Origin of the sequence: Psychrosphaera aquimarina (assembly GCF_032461525.1) — a bacterium.
GTDB classification, from domain to species: domain Bacteria; phylum Pseudomonadota; class Gammaproteobacteria; order Enterobacterales; family Alteromonadaceae; genus Psychrosphaera; species Psychrosphaera aquimarina.
In genome coordinates this window covers 127,878-143,117 of record NZ_JAWCUA010000010.1, presented here as the reverse complement: position 1 = coordinate 143,117, position 15,240 = coordinate 127,878, and the positions used below count along the sequence as shown (strand labels likewise).

The 15,240-nt window shown below is 38.4% G+C and carries 14 protein-coding genes and 2 pseudogenes; 5 read left to right on the top strand and 11 right to left on the bottom strand.

What is annotated here, in order from left to right:
- Positions 1 to 15 precede the first annotated feature (15 nt).
- Together RT723_RS12540 and RT723_RS12535 are read right to left on the bottom strand one after the other, a co-directional pair.
- On the bottom strand, positions 16 to 1,158 hold the full coding sequence (locus RT723_RS12540; protein ID WP_315947414.1) for an HNH endonuclease: 1,143 nt from the start codon (positions 1,156 to 1,158) through the stop codon (positions 16 to 18).
- 1 nt (position 1,159) lies between these two features.
- A complete protein-coding gene (locus RT723_RS12535; RefSeq protein WP_315947413.1) occupies positions 1,160 to 1,795 on the bottom strand; it encodes a class I SAM-dependent methyltransferase in 636 nt (211 codons plus the stop codon).
- Between the two features lie 364 nt (positions 1,796 to 2,159).
- Here RT723_RS12535 and RT723_RS12530 point away from each other — a divergent pair, with 364 nt between their 5' ends.
- Positions 2,160 to 2,417 carry a hypothetical protein gene (locus RT723_RS12530; protein ID WP_315947412.1) on the top strand — a complete coding sequence of 86 codons (258 nt, stop codon included), beginning with the start codon at positions 2,160 to 2,162 and terminating at the stop codon, positions 2,415 to 2,417.
- A 196-nt stretch (positions 2,418 to 2,613) separates the two neighbouring features.
- On the opposite strand, the gene RT723_RS12525 is transcribed toward RT723_RS12530, so the two are convergent.
- Positions 2,614 to 3,462, bottom strand: a complete 849-nt coding sequence (locus tag RT723_RS12525) for a hypothetical protein (protein WP_315947411.1) — start codon at positions 3,460 to 3,462, stop codon at positions 2,614 to 2,616.
- 407 nt (positions 3,463 to 3,869) lie between these two features.
- Between RT723_RS12525 and RT723_RS12520 the strand changes: the two are divergent.
- Positions 3,870 to 4,241: pseudogene (locus tag RT723_RS12520) on the top strand (DUF2787 family protein).
- A 67-nt stretch (positions 4,242 to 4,308) separates the two neighbouring features.
- Here the strand turns inward: RT723_RS12520 and RT723_RS12515 are convergent.
- Positions 4,309 to 4,956, bottom strand: coding sequence for an START domain-containing protein (locus RT723_RS12515; RefSeq protein ID WP_315947410.1), 648 nt, complete (start codon positions 4,954 to 4,956; stop codon positions 4,309 to 4,311).
- Between the two features lie 185 nt (positions 4,957 to 5,141).
- Between RT723_RS12515 and RT723_RS12510 the strand changes: the two genes are divergently transcribed.
- Positions 5,142 to 5,549: an MAPEG family protein gene (locus RT723_RS12510; protein ID WP_315947409.1), complete on the top strand. Its 408-nt coding sequence runs from the start codon at positions 5,142 to 5,144 to the stop codon at positions 5,547 to 5,549.
- 114 nt (positions 5,550 to 5,663) lie between these two features.
- Here the strand turns inward: RT723_RS12510 and RT723_RS12505 are convergent, their stop codons facing one another.
- Together RT723_RS12505 and RT723_RS12500 are read right to left on the bottom strand one after the other, a co-directional pair.
- Positions 5,664 to 6,002, bottom strand: coding sequence for a hypothetical protein (locus tag RT723_RS12505; RefSeq protein ID WP_315947408.1), 339 nt, complete (start codon positions 6,000 to 6,002; stop codon positions 5,664 to 5,666).
- A gap of 64 nt (positions 6,003 to 6,066) precedes the next feature.
- The gene (locus tag RT723_RS12500) at positions 6,067 to 7,410 is read right to left on the bottom strand and encodes a DEAD/DEAH box helicase (RefSeq protein ID WP_315947407.1); all 1,344 of its coding nucleotides are present in this window, start codon (positions 7,408 to 7,410) and stop codon (positions 6,067 to 6,069) included.
- Between the two features lie 179 nt (positions 7,411 to 7,589).
- On the opposite strand from RT723_RS12500, the gene RT723_RS12495 reads away from it, so the two are divergent.
- Positions 7,590 to 8,597, top strand: a complete 1,008-nt coding sequence (locus RT723_RS12495) for a phosphotransferase (protein ID WP_315947406.1) — start codon at positions 7,590 to 7,592, stop codon at positions 8,595 to 8,597.
- 368 nt (positions 8,598 to 8,965) lie between these two features.
- Positions 8,966 to 10,014, top strand: a pseudogene (locus RT723_RS12490) (polysaccharide lyase family 7 protein).
- Between the two features lie 104 nt (positions 10,015 to 10,118).
- Here RT723_RS12490 and RT723_RS12485 read toward each other — a convergent pair.
- From RT723_RS12485 to RT723_RS12465, 5 genes are all read right to left on the bottom strand, one after another.
- Positions 10,119 to 11,078 (bottom strand): class 1 fructose-bisphosphatase, encoded by a 960-nt coding sequence (locus RT723_RS12485; protein WP_315947404.1) that lies wholly within the window; start codon positions 11,076 to 11,078, stop codon positions 10,119 to 10,121.
- A 21-nt stretch (positions 11,079 to 11,099) separates the two neighbouring features.
- Entirely contained in the window at positions 11,100 to 12,179 is a 1,080-nt protein-coding gene (fbaA, locus tag RT723_RS12480; protein WP_315947403.1) for a class II fructose-bisphosphate aldolase, read from the bottom strand.
- 13 nt (positions 12,180 to 12,192) lie between these two features.
- Positions 12,193 to 12,810, bottom strand: a complete 618-nt coding sequence (eda, locus tag RT723_RS12475) for a bifunctional 4-hydroxy-2-oxoglutarate aldolase/2-dehydro-3-deoxy-phosphogluconate aldolase (protein ID WP_315947401.1) — start codon at positions 12,808 to 12,810, stop codon at positions 12,193 to 12,195.
- A 114-nt stretch (positions 12,811 to 12,924) separates the two neighbouring features.
- Positions 12,925 to 13,845, bottom strand: a complete 921-nt coding sequence (locus RT723_RS12470) for a sugar kinase (protein WP_315947400.1) — start codon at positions 13,843 to 13,845, stop codon at positions 12,925 to 12,927.
- Between the two features lie 92 nt (positions 13,846 to 13,937).
- Entirely contained in the window at positions 13,938 to 15,239 is a 1,302-nt protein-coding gene (locus RT723_RS12465; protein ID WP_315947399.1) for an MFS transporter, read from the bottom strand.
- Position 15,240 lies beyond the last annotated feature (1 nt).

Here is a 15,240-nt window from a genome sequence, read left to right as displayed (position 1 = left end):
TATTAGTGGGTTTGGTTATTTTTTAAACGTAACTTCACGATGATATGCCAAATAGTCTTGGTGTTGTTGATTTAGATTTACTCCCATGTTTTTGCTTATGCCTAAAACTTGGTAGTCGTCTAAGTAAGGTGAAATGACTATCTTGCCTTTTTCTGTAAATGTTATGTAACCAAGATCGAATGCTTTATCTATATTAGCCAACAATAACAAACCGTTATTCGGGTCTAGCCTTTCTTTGTCATCAGCGCTTGCCCAAGGCTTGATATGTGAGGCAATTAAAAACTGCATTTTGTTATACCGGGTTAATGCGCAGCCCTGCCAATATTGGATCAATTTATCTCTAAATGCTCCCTGCCCTATTCTGGTATTAACTAAGGTTGATTTTTCGGTTGCTGTTGTATTTTCGTCGTTTAAAATCTTATCAATGTCATCTTTGACATTTACTTGAGTGACATCAGCTAAAAATGACTGGTAAGACTTAAGCGCCGCGCTGTACATACCATTACCTGTAGTGTTTTTAGCTCTAAACTCTTCGATTTGCAAAGCTTTACTCGCTACCACACTATACTGTGCATACGAACCAATCGACAAAACGTTCTCTTTGGATATTCCAGCATCATACAACCAATTTGAAATTGAACCTTTAAGCGCACCAACGTAGTTCTTCACCGTCTTTTCAGATTTACCAATGGATAATGCCCAGCGCTGATATTGAACTTCTAAGCTGTCTAAATTGTGAATTAACGCATCCTTTAATGCATGTCGCGTTGCTGGACTTTTTAGATAATCAAACAGCTCCTCATCAAAATACGCAAAACTCACGTAACGACTGATATTTGAGTTACTTGCCGCCTTTAAAGCACTGAACTCCTCTTGATATTCAGGTTTAACATCTAAATGCCAAAAACCACTAGTTTGTAAATGATAAAACGGCAGATATGGCGTGTCTTTGTCATTACCTTGCTGTAATTGTTCAAAGTAATAAGTGAATCTACTTTTTAAGTTATCGTTATAAATTACTTTATTCGTTGTAATAAAGCCTTGCTCAATCTGCTCGATGACAGCTAACAATAAACATACTTTATGTGGCTTTGCATGCCCACTCGACTTATCCGGTTTTAAGGCTTGAAACTTATTGATATAAAACTGAACTGTCATATTAATGCTTCCATTTAAAGACTAATGTTTTCCAAGTCACATCTGAGCGATCCAGCGCGTCAGCCGAGTTTTCATTTAGAATAACGTCAAGATTAAGGCTATTTGCTTGCGCTATGAGATCAGTTTCATTAATTTTATGCGCTATACGGCCATCTGTAAATTCACCAATTCTAAGCGTGATTACAATTAATCCACCATGTGAAACTAGTTTACTTAACGTATTCAGAGCGTCACTTTGCTCTTCTGCATTCATATGCATCCAAACCGCACTGAGTAGAATTAAGTCAAAACTGACTTCTTGTTTGCTGACTTTTGATAATGCTGGTAATGAATCGTCTATCCATTTTACGTTTAAAGCGTCCGTGGTCTTTTGTCCAATTACTGCCAGTTCTTGAGCTGGCTCTACGGCAAATATTTGAATATTATTGTTTGTTTGGTGTGTTTTAGTGGCTAACTGTGCAAGGTATTTAACGTCGCGGCCAGAACCGGCACCTAAGTCTAAAATACGAGCGTTGGGATTTTCAATTATCGAGGGTAAAAACGGCGACCAGCTTCGATGCACCTGTTCAAAGGTTTTTGAAAGGTACTGTTCGGCTAACTTAGTAGCATTGTCGTTATAAAACTGATGAGTCTTCAAAAACGTCAAATCCATTGAATATTTTATCTTTTATTTCATATAGATAAAGTGCCTACAGAGCTTAATTATGTCAATCGAAAGTTGGTTGTTGGCTGTAATATAATCAAACTACGTCAATAAACCCAAACATTATGAATTGTGACGCAGAGCAGAAGCTTGAACCTGCTCGCCTTGCTCTACTGGTATTGCGCCGCTGCATTGTAATAGCCAGCGCAGTTCAACCTGTATAAGGTTACAATCTTGGTCTTTTTTTTGTTTAAACAAAAGTCGCTGTAATGCTTCACGTATCGTCTAATTTACCTATTATTAACTAATTAAATGACGGTATTGTCTAACTGCACAAATAAATTAATGAGTTCTGAATATGAAAAAAGTTTTGATATTTTACATAGGGCTATTTAGTAGTTTGTCTGTTTTTGCGTCAGCTACTGCCAATGAATTTATACCCTGTAAGAAGAAGGCGGTGGCTGTTTTAGAATATTGTTTGGCCGACGATGGCAAACAATGCTGGAAAAAATCTAAATTGAGTTTTGATAAGTGCCGTAAAAAAATTATAAATAACCACAAAGGCCTTTCAAGTCATGCTAAAGAAGATAAAAGCGAACATGGTAAATTGCCATAAAACACAAGGGGCGATTAATACATACAACGGCGCATTAAGTTAACTATCAAGTGGCCAATTTTACTTGGCCACTTAAGTGTTATTTGAATTAAGAGTGTTATTTGAATTAATGGCGTTAATAAACACCTTAAAAATTCATGTTATTTCAGGCCATATTGAGTATTAATAGCCTGAACAATAAAAGCCAACCCGACAATTAATTATAGCGTTCGATACACGAGCCGCAGTAGTGCTTTCCATCTTTCGCACTGCTATACGTCTGTGTTTTAGTTAGTTTTTCCTCTTTAAACAAGCACTGGTTCTCACCTTTGTACTTTGACGCCGCACAAGTAAATAACTCGGCGTTGTCATCAGTTAAAAAAATATAATCGTCTTCCACTTCTACCACATTTGGAAAACTTGAATATTGACCACTAAAGTTAAACAAGTGCAATTCCCAAGGCTGGTCAATTGATGTGTCTATTGCGTAACCTATCGACACCATAAACGGTGTATAGTCACTCCAAAATTTATTTTTTATCTCTGTGAATTCGTCGAGTTCAAATTCGTCTTTGGCTATAAAAAGTCCAACAATTGACGTGCTTTTAGTAAACAAAGTATCAAATACGGTTTGCGAATATTGGTTTAGCTGAACATGTTGAACGCGCTCTGCCGTTGTTGCAGCAACGTCTAAATCTTGATTGTTACATTGCCCAATACAAAATTTACTATTTAGGCGTTCGAGTAATTGATCACTCTTTAATGTGTGAGTCTTGGCTTGTGCATGAACGAACGCTAACTTTCTTTGTTTATGTGCGAGTTGATTTAAATTGTCCATGTGCGTTCGCCATGTCATGGCGCCTAAATCACCATTGAGAACGTTAAAAATATAAGAGTTAGACTTTTCAATCGCCTTTTCCAGCAAACTAACTGTGTTACTTTTTCTGTTCAACATATAACTCATATATCCATCGACAATATAAGTTGGTGATTTTTTCAATTGATTAATCTCGTCGCTTTGCGCTTGCATCAATCGGTTTAAATCTAAATTTATAAAATGGCTCATGGGCAATTCTCCTAAATGAATAAATATATGCCAAGCATTTGCAAGGCAAGTTTCGTTTGTTCAATTACAGGAGGTTGTTAAGTGACTCCTGAAATCAAATAAAGGCATCAACACTGCTTAATAAGTGCTGTATGTTGAGTTATGGGTTAACTCAAATTCGTTCTATGTTTTTACAAACTCAGTGTTTGTTAAATACATTAGAATCTTCCTTTTATTCGATTCCAGTTAGTTGGTTTTCTATATATGGTATTTACGCCACATCAAAAACACAAGATGTGGTGTTTTATAACCTAATTTTAATCTATCTGTCAATATTGTAATGACCCCTTTCAATCAAAAATAAGTACTCAGGCTAACTATCTAACTTTGAAATTCCAGCCCAAACGTCAGCGGCTTTAATTGGCCCTATGTGTTTTCTTTTACCTGTGCCTAAATCTTTTTATACCGTTTTAAATAGAGAAATTAATAAATCAACTATTCCAAACAAAAGCATTTCAGCTAATGCCTTTAACTTTCGTGACTCTGAATACTCACCAAATACTGATGGTTTTCATCCGGTTGAAGTGAGGCTGGACAAACTAAGTGGTAAATGAAAGCTTGTTTATATCACCGACTTTTCATATCAGGGCCATACCTTTCCTGAATTAGTCAAAGAGATTGATATTTGTTTCATCACTAAACAAGTATTTAGTTTATTTGCTGGTGGCTCAGTCAGACAGCATGCAGGTAACTTGATTCAGTTATTTATTAATAACTTTATGTTATTTGCGCCAAATTAAAAATAATCTAAGTCAATTGTAATTGATAGGAATTAGAATTCTAACACTACTCAACTAGCTTTGCCCTTCATTGATTTGCTTTTGCGCTTCTCACAAGTTGCATTAACTTGGTTAAGTCTTTTTTTAGTTCTTTGTGTAACAGGCTATTGGTTAGGCTAGATGGTGTTGAACCGCCAAATTCGGTGTGCATGGTGACGTTCAGTGTGGTGTGGTTGTCTTCTGTTTGTCTTGTTAATTCGTACGTGATTGTTGAGTACGCGCGAACTAAATCGCTTGGGACTTGAGTTTCAGACGGAGCTTGGATTTCAGAAGGAACTAACGTTAACGTCAAACGGTTATTAGTTTGATCTTCGCTGTAGGTTGAATTCAAAACAAAGTCTCTGTCATCAATTGGCCAAGGCATATCAACAACAACATAAATCGTTTTTTCTGACTCAGAGGTTGAATCAATTATGTTTGTTCGACTACAACGTAGTTGCCACTTCCAACACTCTCCATCTGCGGTAAAAAATGCTTTTATGGTATTTAGGGGCGCTTGAAAGTTTACTGTTGCTTGTACTTCAAGATGTTGTGAGTGCGGTACTGTTCTGGTTGATATTACTAAATCAGGCTCTTCCACCTTCACTTGCCACTGGCTTGGTTCTGCAATGGCGCTTTTAATTACAGCTAATTGCACAGTGATTACGGCGGCGATGGTGAATACGTTCTTGATCATTTGAAAGCCTGCTCTTATCAATTTTAAATTGTGTTATTTACCCATGGTAGCGAAAGTGGTTTGGTTTATGAACAACTACTTTTAAAGCAGTAGTTATTTTACTTTGCACACAAATCATTTGACACATATAAACACCTCTGTTAAATTACTTTGCACGCAAACTATAAACAAACAGGAAAAGTCCAATGCCACAATATGCTGACAGTATTTTTGTAATCGCTATTATTATCGCCACCGTTGTTATTCAAGCTTTAGTTGCGGCTAGAGCCCATAGAAAACAAGACCATTATATTCCGGGTGTGGTTGCACCTGAGTTGGATCACCACTCTTTTGTCTTCCGCAGTAACCGGACCTTTATGAACTCTTTGGAAAATGTGCCGTTATTTGTGGTTACCGCTTTATTGGCTATGTTTGCAGGGGTTGATGCAAATACACTTTATGTTGTGACATCTGTGTTTGCGGCGGCGCGTATTGTTCATATGACTTTGTTTTATAAAATTGCCACCAATGAAAATCCGAGCCCGCGCAGCTACTTTTATTTAATTGGTTTGATCACTCAAGTGGTTTTATTAGGCCTGATCTTTTCGGCTTAAAATTTGAATATTATTACTGAAAGCATTTGAATTTAAAGTGTGTCTGAACACAAAACGATAGCCTTAAGTAAATACCTATTTAAGGCTAGGTTTTAAGTTTGAATAGCGCGGCCGCTATTTATCTTGTTCTGGGTTTTGAACTGGTTTTTTATCATTAAAAGAGGTTGGCTTTAATTCAACACCTAACATTCTGCCAACTTTCAAAAGGATAGGAATGGTGATTGGCGCCAGAGGTAATAAGGCAAAAACACCTAATCCACAGCCTTTTAGCAGATCGAAAAACTGCGTTTGGGCAATTTTCATTTCTTCTTTGTTCGCTGTACGTTTAGTAAATTTTTTGTAGATGCTCAGCATCTCAATGGTTTCTTGTTTTTCCTGTGCTAAAGCTTGTTTAAAGCTCAACATTTTCTGTTTAAAAGAATACTTCCTTTTAAGGTTTATTAACCTTTTCATGCACAATTCTCTGAATTATTTAATTAATGCTAAGCCTGATTATAAGGTCGGTGACCTTACAAGATTAATCATCATCACCAACATGGCCAGCCCAAACGTCGGCGGCACTGATTGAAGATTTGTTTTTGTGTTTGTGTTTTCTCTTGCCTGTGCCTTCTGGTTTTGCCATGCCGACGCCTTGTACTTTTTCGGCGTCTAATACCGCTTGGTCTGGTATGTCGGTAACAGGAAAACCTTCGACCAATTCACGTTCTAGGCGAAATTTATTTTTCTTTTCTATTATTTTGAAATGATGGAAGTCTTCGTGATCGATCAAGGATAATGCTAAGCCTACTTCTCCTGCGCGGCCACTGCGGCCAATGCGATGCATATAATCTAATGGGCTTCTTGGTAAATCAAAGTTTATTACTACCGGCAGTTTTTCTATATCCAATCCACGTGCTGCTATGTCTGTGGCGATTAATACTTGGATCTCACCGGCTTTAAATGATTCTAAAACACGATTACGTGCGCCTTGGCCTTTGTCGCCGTGGAATACTTCTGCGGTTATGCCACGTTTAAGTAATTTATCCGCTAAGTGTTTACAACTTCTTTTGGCGTTAACAAATATTAAGGCTTGTTGCCATTGATGTTGATTAATTAAGTGCGCTAATACGGTGGTTTTCTCACCTTTGTTAACGGTAAATACACGTTGTACTAAGGTACTGGCGTCTTCACTTTGCAGTTGGATTTCAACCGGATTGGTTAACAAGGTTTTAGTTAAGTCTTGTACTTGCTCTGGAAAGGTGGCTGAGAACAATAAGGTTTGTTTTTTGTTTGGCGTTAATTTTAGCAGTTTTGTTAATTCTTCCGTAAAGCCCAGACTTAACATACGGTCGGCTTCATCCAAAATTAAGGTACTTACTAAATCTAATTTTATGGCATTACTTGATATTAAATCCAACAGTCGACCGGGTGTGGCCACCAAAATGTCGGTTCCGCCACGTAGCGCCAACATTTGCGTATTAACCGACACACCACCAAATACGGCAAGGGTTTTTATTTCGCCGTTAAAGTGTTGAGCATAAGATTTAATGCTGTCTGCTATTTGTTTGGCTAACTCACGCGTAGGTACCAAGATAAGTCCAGCAACATAGTTGCCGCTTTTAACGTTAGTTTTTGTAGTGCTAAGCTTTTTTGAAAGAATGCTTTGTTCATATATCTTTTGAAGCAAAGGTAATGCAAATGTCGCGGTTTTACCCGACCCCGTATTTGCCCCTGCAATTAAATCTCGTCCTGCTAATACCGTTGGTATCGCCTGTGCTTGTATTGGGGTTGGCTGTTGATATTTCAATTCAGTAAGGCGGTCTAACAGTGGTGTGATTAAGCCAAGTTCTTTGAAATTGGTTGCAGTTGGAGTAGAGGTCATTTTATAAGGGGCTCAAAGCTAAACAATAACCCGATATTTTAGCCTATTTGTGTCCACTAAGTTAGTAAAATCCAATTTGTCTAATATACCTTGGCCTAACACCCCGACCTAGCCAAGAATACGTCCCTCGTTTAAACTGGATAAATAACTTATCCCTAAAACTTATCCCTTGCTGCGTTATGACTTCAAAACTAAAAAATAATGTGCATTCAGACAGCCCGTTTGTTCAAAACCTATTACCAAAATTACAGCAAACAATGCAAGATAATTCAGTTGTATTTGTAGAGCAATTACAAGCACTTTGGAGTGGTTATGGCAGTATCGTGCGCTGTTACAGTAAACATAAAAACCTAAGTTATATTGTTAAGTATATTCAAACTTCCAATTCTGCAACTGAGCACCCAAGAGGTTGGAATACCGACAATAGCCACCAGCGTAAAGTTAGATCGTACCAAATAGAAACTGAGTTTTACCGTCGATATTCAAGCCTGTGTGCTCAAAACTGCAAAGTCCCAGCATTACACAAAATTGTGGAATTAGAAGATGGCTGTTTGTTAGTTATGGAAGATTTACACGCCAGTGGTTATAACATTAGTGCGGATAAAAACGATTGGCACAAACTCAAACTTGCCATTACTTGGCTAGCTAACTTTCATAGTACATTTATGTTTAATACCGCCGATGGCCTTTGGTCACAAGGTGGGTATTGGCATTTGGATACCCGTCAAGATGAATTGGCTGTTATGCCAGAGGGTGAGTTAAAACAACACGCAACCAAGCTCGATCGTTGTTTAACAAATGCTAAGTATCAAACCTTAATTCATGGTGACGCTAAATTTGAGAACTTGTGTTTTCATACTAATGAATGTGATGTAGCAGCGGTGGACTTTCAATATGTTGGCAAAGGCGCTGGTGTAGTGGATTTAGCCTATTTAGCCGGTAGTGCGCTGGAACAAACTAGTCTTGAGAAATATGGCGACCAGATACTTGAGCTATATTTAAAGGCTTTAAAACTGGCCTTAACTCAAACACACCCGACTTTAGATTTTGACCAACTCAGTGCAGAATACTCGCGATTATACCCTATTGCGTGGGCTGACTTTTATCGATTTTTACTAGGCTGGAACCCGAATAGTTGGAAGGTAAACCCTTATATAAAAGAGATGACTACCCTCGCATTATCATAACCAACTTGTGTTTAAACTGGACTTTGTTGACAGAACACATGCCCCCTTATGTTTTTTTTCACATTAAAATTCCATTTGTTACTGCCACTTAATACTTTACAGTTACATTGGTTAACCAATTAAATATTTGGTAATACAATATTGATAAATTGGTCACAATGTAATATAACTTGCCTTTCGTTATAAAATACAAGATTGGTTAGCTCAAGTTATAAATTAATCACATTACAACGTGCGACTTGTTATTTTATAAGGCAGTGCACGGCTTAAGTTTTAATTCAACTTACACATGTTTAATGGTTACTGAGTGAAGATACTAACAACGTACTTTTTATTCATAGAATTACTGTATTTATTAGGAGAATACGATGTTTAAACTTCTGCCCTTATTACCTTTAACCATATTGCTTGCCGGTTGTGCTAGCACGTCAGATGCACCAGAGAGCAAGATTGATTTATCTAACTGGAAAATTACTGTACCTACAGATACTGACGGCAATGGCAAAGTTGACGAAATTGATACCAAAGAATTAGCCAGCTACCAGCACCCTGACTTTTTTATACTGATGAAAATGGCGATTTAGTTTTTACGGTACCAAATAAAGCATTCACATCGGCAAACTCATCAAATACACGTAGTGAATTACGACAAATGATCCGCGGTATGGATACCTCTATCAGCACTAAAGCGTACGCCAATAACTTTGCTATAGCGGCACATCCAGATTCGGCTTATTTTGGTCAAGTTGGTGGAAGATTAGACGCTACTTTAAAAGTGAATCACGTTGCATTAAATGCAAAACACCCTAAAAAACCAGCTTACTCTGTGGTTGTAGGACAAATATATGCAGGTAAAGATAAAGACTTAGTTTCCGACGGTGATGGTTTTGGTTGGGGTAACGAACCAATTAAAATATATTATAAAAAATGGCCTGGGCACAAAACCGGTTCTGTGTTTTGGAACTACGAACGTAATTTAGCAAAAGCAGATCCAAACCGTACCGACATTGCACATCCAGTTTGGGGTTATACATGGGAAAATCCAGCTGATCCTGGTGACGCGGGAATCGCGTTAGGAGAAGAGTTTAGCTATACCATCAATGTTCACCAAAACATTATGTATTTAACTTTTACCCAAGCGAACAAACCAACGGTAGAGTATCAAGTTGATTTATCAAACAATGTAGACCCATATGGCAAGGTAGACACGCTTGATCACCCAGCTGGTTACACTGGTGATTGGTTATACTTTAAAGCTGGTGCTTACAATCAATGTTCAACTAAAGATGCAAAAGGTGTTTGGTATGCAGCTTGTGCTGGCACAGGTGATTGGGCTGAAGATAAAGCCAATGGCGATTATACTAGCGTTACTTTTTCTAAGATTGATTTAAGCCAGTCGATGGCTCCGAAAGGTTAAGAGTTTCGAGTTGCGAGTTTGAGAAGCTAAAAAAAGAACGTAAAAAAGCCCCTTATTATTTCTAATATGGGGCTTTTTTATTAATCAAATTGTACTGAATAGACCTAACTAAAATTTAACTTCTTGGTTAAATTAGTAGAGCCCATAATCACAGGCACTCTTTGATGTAATGTGTTTGGTTTGATATCTAAAATACGCGCTTGGTTGTTAGATACCGCTAAACCGCCTGCTTTTTCAACTAACATCGCTAACGGGTTGGCTTCGTATAACAGTCTAATCTTGCCATTTTCAATACCTTTACGGCTATCGCTTGGATAAACAAAGATGCCGCCTCGACTAATAACTCGGTGAACATCTCCCACCATAGCCGCATTCCAGCGCATTGACGCTTTGTTATATTCATCACTGGCGTATAACACATCATCAAAAAATTTCTGAACGTCATTATTCCAAAAACGATAATTAGCCATGTTCACCGCAAACTCTTTGCTGTCTGCTGGAATCGACATTTCATCTTGAGTTAACAGGTAACCACCATGGGTTAAATCTAGGGTATAACAACGTGTTGGGCCGCCTGTGCTCATCACCAACATAGTAGATGCACCATACAATACATAACCGGCACACACTTGCTCAGAACCCGATTGTAGAAATTGTTCATCACTATCAAAAGGCACGTCGTTTCTGGCGTTGTATATGGTAAATATTGTGCCTATTTGGCCATTAATATCTATGTTAGAAGAGCCATCTAGTGGATCAAAAGCAACGATGTATTTGCCATTTTCATGACCGCCAACCACATAATCTTCTTCTTCCGATGCTATCGCTCTGACGGTGTCATCATCCAACAACATGTCTTTTAACAGCTGATTAGATAATACATCGAGTTTCTTTTGCACTTCACCTTGAATATTTTCATCCAATGTTGAACCTAAAACACCTGCTAAAGCACCTTGGCTAACTCTAAATGCAATTTCTTTAGAAGCCGCTAAGATAGTACGAATTAACATGATTAAATCTAAATCAACGCCATCTTGCTTTAAAACAGGAACCAGTCTTTTCATAATTTTATCTACCAATAAGATTTAGTTATAACGATTAATACAGTTAAGCTCAGCAAAACATTGCTCTAAACGTGTCACCATAGACTCTTCTGCTTTACGCAACCAAACTCTAGGGTCGTAATGTTTTTTATTAGGTTTGTCGTCGCCATCAGGATTACCGATTTGACCTTGCAAGTATGCTTGTTTGTCATTGTAATAATTTAGAACACCAGACCAACTCGCCCACTGCGTGTCAGTATCTATGTTCATTTTAACAACGCCATAGGTTAATGACTCGGCAATTTTTTCAGGCTCAGAACCAGAACCACCATGGAAAACAAAGTTTAAGCTGTTATGTGGTAAGTCAAATTTGTCAGACACATACTTTTGTGAATTTTTTAGTATCTCAGGCGTTAGTACAACATTACCTGGTTTATATACACCGTGAACATTGCCAAATGAGGCTGCAATAATAAATTTATCAGAAATTTTTGATAACTCTTCATAGGCATAGGCAACGTCTTCCGGTTGGGTATATAAATCCGACGCATCCATATGGCTATTATCAACACCATCTTCTTCGCCACCAGTGCAACCTAACTCTATCTCTAACGTCATGCCCATTTTGCTCATGCGCTCAAGGTACTGAGCACAAATAGCGATATTCTCTTCCAATGGTTGTTCTGAAAGATCAATCATGTGTGAACTAAATAAAGGTTTTCCGGTTTGTTTAAAATGCGCTTCGCTTTCGTCTAACAACCCATCAACCCAAGGCAATAATTTTTTAGCGGCATGGTCGGTATGCAATAACACTGGCACACCGTATGAATCAGCAACGGCATGAACGTATTTAGCCGCGGCTACAGCACCTTTAACGGCTGCATCTTGGCCTTGTAGTTTTGCGCCCTTTCCTAAAAAGAAAGAGGCGCCACCATTTGATAACTGAATAATAACGGGGGAATTAACTTTAGCTGCCGCTTCTAAAGTGGCATTAATTGAGTTAGTACCAACGGTATTAACCGCTGGTAATGCATATTGGTTGGCTCTGGCGTGATTAAACAAGGTTTGAACGTCATCACCTAAAATAACGCCCGCAGCCAATACATCTGATAATTGAGACATCTTGGATAACCTATTATTGAATCGCTTTTTTACAAGCATCGGTAATGGCTTGCCAATCTTCTGCTTCTACCCAGTTTTTTGGACAAACCCAAGTACCACCAACGGCAATAACATTGTTTAGAGATAAGTAATCGCCTTTGTTTTGCTCTGACACACCACCGGTTGGGCAAAATTTAATGCCTTGGAATACTGAGCCAACCGCCGATAAAAACGGTGCGCCACCAGACAAAGATGCTGGGAATAATTTCAATTCAGTAAACCCGTGTTCGATAGCCATTAAAATATCACCCGTGTTTGAAACACCTGGTAATACAGGTACGCCACACTTGGTTAAATGACTTAGTAGTTTGTCAGACACTGCTGGAGTAACAATAAAGTCAGAACCTGCATCAATTGCCTGCTGCAATATTTCTTTATTGGTAATCGTACCTGCACCTACTAATAATTCAGGAACTTGTTCTTTTATTGCTTTAAGGGCTGCTAAAGATTGCTCTGTACGTAATACCACTTCAACAAGTTTTAACCCCGCGGCGGCCATTGCTTTAGCAATATTGACACCTTGTTCAGGTGTGTCGGCCTGAATGATAGGCAATAATGTTTGTGAACCCATTAAACTAGAAAAAGAAGTCATCTAAATTCCTTTACTCTTACAATAATAATTAAAATGTTGAAGGTGGCACAGACTAGTTATGGTCTGTGCCATTAAATTTTGACGCTATTAAACGAAAAATAGCGTTAAGATCGGTTACTGCCTAATTGAATCAAATGCTTCTTTAGGAATGATTGCACCTGGATACTGGATAACCGTGCCCGCTGCTTTTGCCGCTAATTGAACAGCATCTGTTATTGAGCGACCTGTAAGGCGAGAACCCAAATACGCACCGTTGAACGAATCACCAGCTGAGTTGGTATCCACAACGTTTTCAACCGGTAAAATATCAATGAAGGTTTCTTCACCGTCATATATAACCAAAACACCATTTGGTCCATCTTTGATCACCAACTCTTTGATGTTGTATGGCTTACAGAATGTTTTTACATGGTCAAAACTGGTGTGGCCGTAAATTGAATTAAAGTCTTCAATGCCCGGTAAAACAATATCGCTAACTTGCAGTGCTAGGTCATATAATAATTTGGTTTCGTCTACCGATGCCCATAAACGAGCACGATAATTAGGATCAAATACAATTTGAACGCCCGCGTCTTTTAATTGCCAAACCATTTGCCAAAATGAGTCTCTTAGTTCAGATTTGATAATCGCTAATGAAATGCCAGAAAAGAAAAACATGTCTGCACATTTTAATTTTGCGATTGCGTCGTCGTTGAACAGTTCCATTGTATAACGCGCAGCGGCGTCACTACGCCAATAGGTAAAACTTCTTTCCCCAACATCATCGGTTTCAACCAAATACATACCAGGGATTTTAGTGTCATGTTTGAAAACAAATTCTGTATCTATTTCTTCTTCAGCAAACACACCGATCATTTTGTCGCTTAAATTATCTTGACCAACAGATGTCACAATCGAAGAGTTAATAGCTGGAAAGCATCGCTTTAAATACACAGCAGCATTGTAAACATCACCGGCAAACGATTGACGCATCAAACTTTCTTCGATTGAGCGTAACTCAATCATGCACTCGCCAAAAAAATAAATATTTTTCATTTTCAAAACTTATTAACTTTAAATTAAATGTGTGATGCAAATACCCAAACAACCTCACAGTGTCATTTGAGTATTGCTGTTTTTTTAGCTGTTTACTGTTTTGGCTTTAGAGGTTCAACTCTTGGAATTAAGATCCAAACCGCCGCCATAGCAATGATTGCTAACGATGCACCTATGATAAATGCAGGGTAGTAGTTACCATCTGCAGTTAAAATTGGAACTAAAGACGTTAAACCAACCGCGCCTAATTTAGCGGCCATACCAGAGAAGCCCGCTAATGTTGCCACAGACTTTTTACCAAGAAGGTCACTTGGTAGTGTTTGCACGTTACCAATTGCCGTTTGGAAACCAAATAAGATAACGGCCATGATTAATACCGCATTAACGGGTGCGCCTGGATTAGACATCGCCAGTAATGAAGGCAGCATAATTAAACAGCCTAAAGTAATAACAAACTTACGTGTTTTGTTTGTATCCCAACCGGCTTTAATGCGGTTTTGAGCAAGTAAGCCACCAAACCAAGCACCGAACATAGCTCCAACATAAGGAACCCAACCGTAGATACCAATCGCTTTTACGTCCATGCCGTAAACTTCATTTAGATAAATAGGGATCCAAAATACGAATAACCACCAAATTGGGTCTATCGCCGCAGATGCGATGATCACACCCCAGCTTTGTTTACGAGATAATAGTTCAGTCGTTGACGGGTTATATTCATCAATTTCAACACCGGTTTCAGCAGAAATTTCACGTTTTTGACCAGTTAAGATATATGCGCGTTCTTCTTCTGTGATCCATGGGTGTTTACCAGGAGGCGCTTTTACTAATACCATCCAAGGCACTAACCATAAAAGACCCACTAAACCAATGATCACAAACACCATTTTCCAGCTGAAATATATGGTTAAGAATGCAATAAGTGGAATTGCAACAATGCCACCAATGGCAGCACCAGAGTTAAAGATACCTTGTGCTAATGCACGTTCTTTGGTTGGGAACCATTCTGCATTACCTTTAGCTGCACCCGGCCAGTTACCGGCTTCTGCAACACCAAGAATGGCGCGGAAAATACTGAAACTTAATACACCTTGAGCAAAGGCATGTGCCGCGGTCGCTAATGACCAAACACCAATTGAAAGTACAAAACCAATTCTGGTTCCAATCCAGTCGAAGATCTTACCGAAGATGGCTTGACCAAATGCATAAGCAAATACGAATACCACTGAAATGGTAGCGTAAATTTGTTTACGCTCTAACGCAGACTCGTCCGGAAATAAGTCTTCTACGATATCAGGCCATAAAACACTTAATGCTGAACGGTCGATATAATTTATTATGGTAGCAAGCGCAATTAATGCGATTACCCACCAACGTAATCCTTGAATTTTCATG

Bases quoted from the DNA above. Each gene is read 5' to 3' on its own strand.
- fbaA (WP_315947403.1), bottom strand. From the start codon at position 12,179: ATGTCTCAATTATCAGATGTATTGGCTGCGGGCGTTATTTTAGGTGAT.
- RT723_RS12485 (WP_315947404.1), bottom strand. From the start codon at position 11,078: ATGAAAAGACTGGTTCCTGTTTTAAAGCAAGATGGCGTTGATTTAGAT.
- RT723_RS12505 (WP_315947408.1), bottom strand. From the start codon at position 6,002: ATGAAAAGGTTAATAAACCTTAAAAGGAAGTATTCTTTTAAACAGAAA.
- eda (WP_315947401.1), bottom strand. From the start codon at position 12,810: ATGACTTCTTTTTCTAGTTTAATGGGTTCACAAACATTATTGCCTATC.
- RT723_RS12470 (WP_315947400.1), bottom strand. From the start codon at position 13,845: ATGAAAAATATTTATTTTTTTGGCGAGTGCATGATTGAGTTACGCTCA.
- RT723_RS12515 (WP_315947410.1), bottom strand. From the start codon at position 4,956: ATGATCAAGAACGTATTCACCATCGCCGCCGTAATCACTGTGCAATTA.
- RT723_RS12465 (WP_315947399.1), bottom strand. From the start codon at position 15,239: ATGAAAATTCAAGGATTACGTTGGTGGGTAATCGCATTAATTGCGCTT.
- RT723_RS12495 (WP_315947406.1), top strand. From the start codon at position 7,590: ATGACTTCAAAACTAAAAAATAATGTGCATTCAGACAGCCCGTTTGTT.
- RT723_RS12500 (WP_315947407.1), bottom strand. From the start codon at position 7,410: ATGACCTCTACTCCAACTGCAACCAATTTCAAAGAACTTGGCTTAATC.
- RT723_RS12540 (WP_315947414.1), bottom strand. From the start codon at position 1,158: ATGACAGTTCAGTTTTATATCAATAAGTTTCAAGCCTTAAAACCGGAT.
- RT723_RS12530 (WP_315947412.1), top strand. From the start codon at position 2,160: ATGAAAAAAGTTTTGATATTTTACATAGGGCTATTTAGTAGTTTGTCT.
- RT723_RS12510 (WP_315947409.1), top strand. From the start codon at position 5,142: ATGCCACAATATGCTGACAGTATTTTTGTAATCGCTATTATTATCGCC.
- RT723_RS12525 (WP_315947411.1), bottom strand. From the start codon at position 3,462: ATGAGCCATTTTATAAATTTAGATTTAAACCGATTGATGCAAGCGCAA.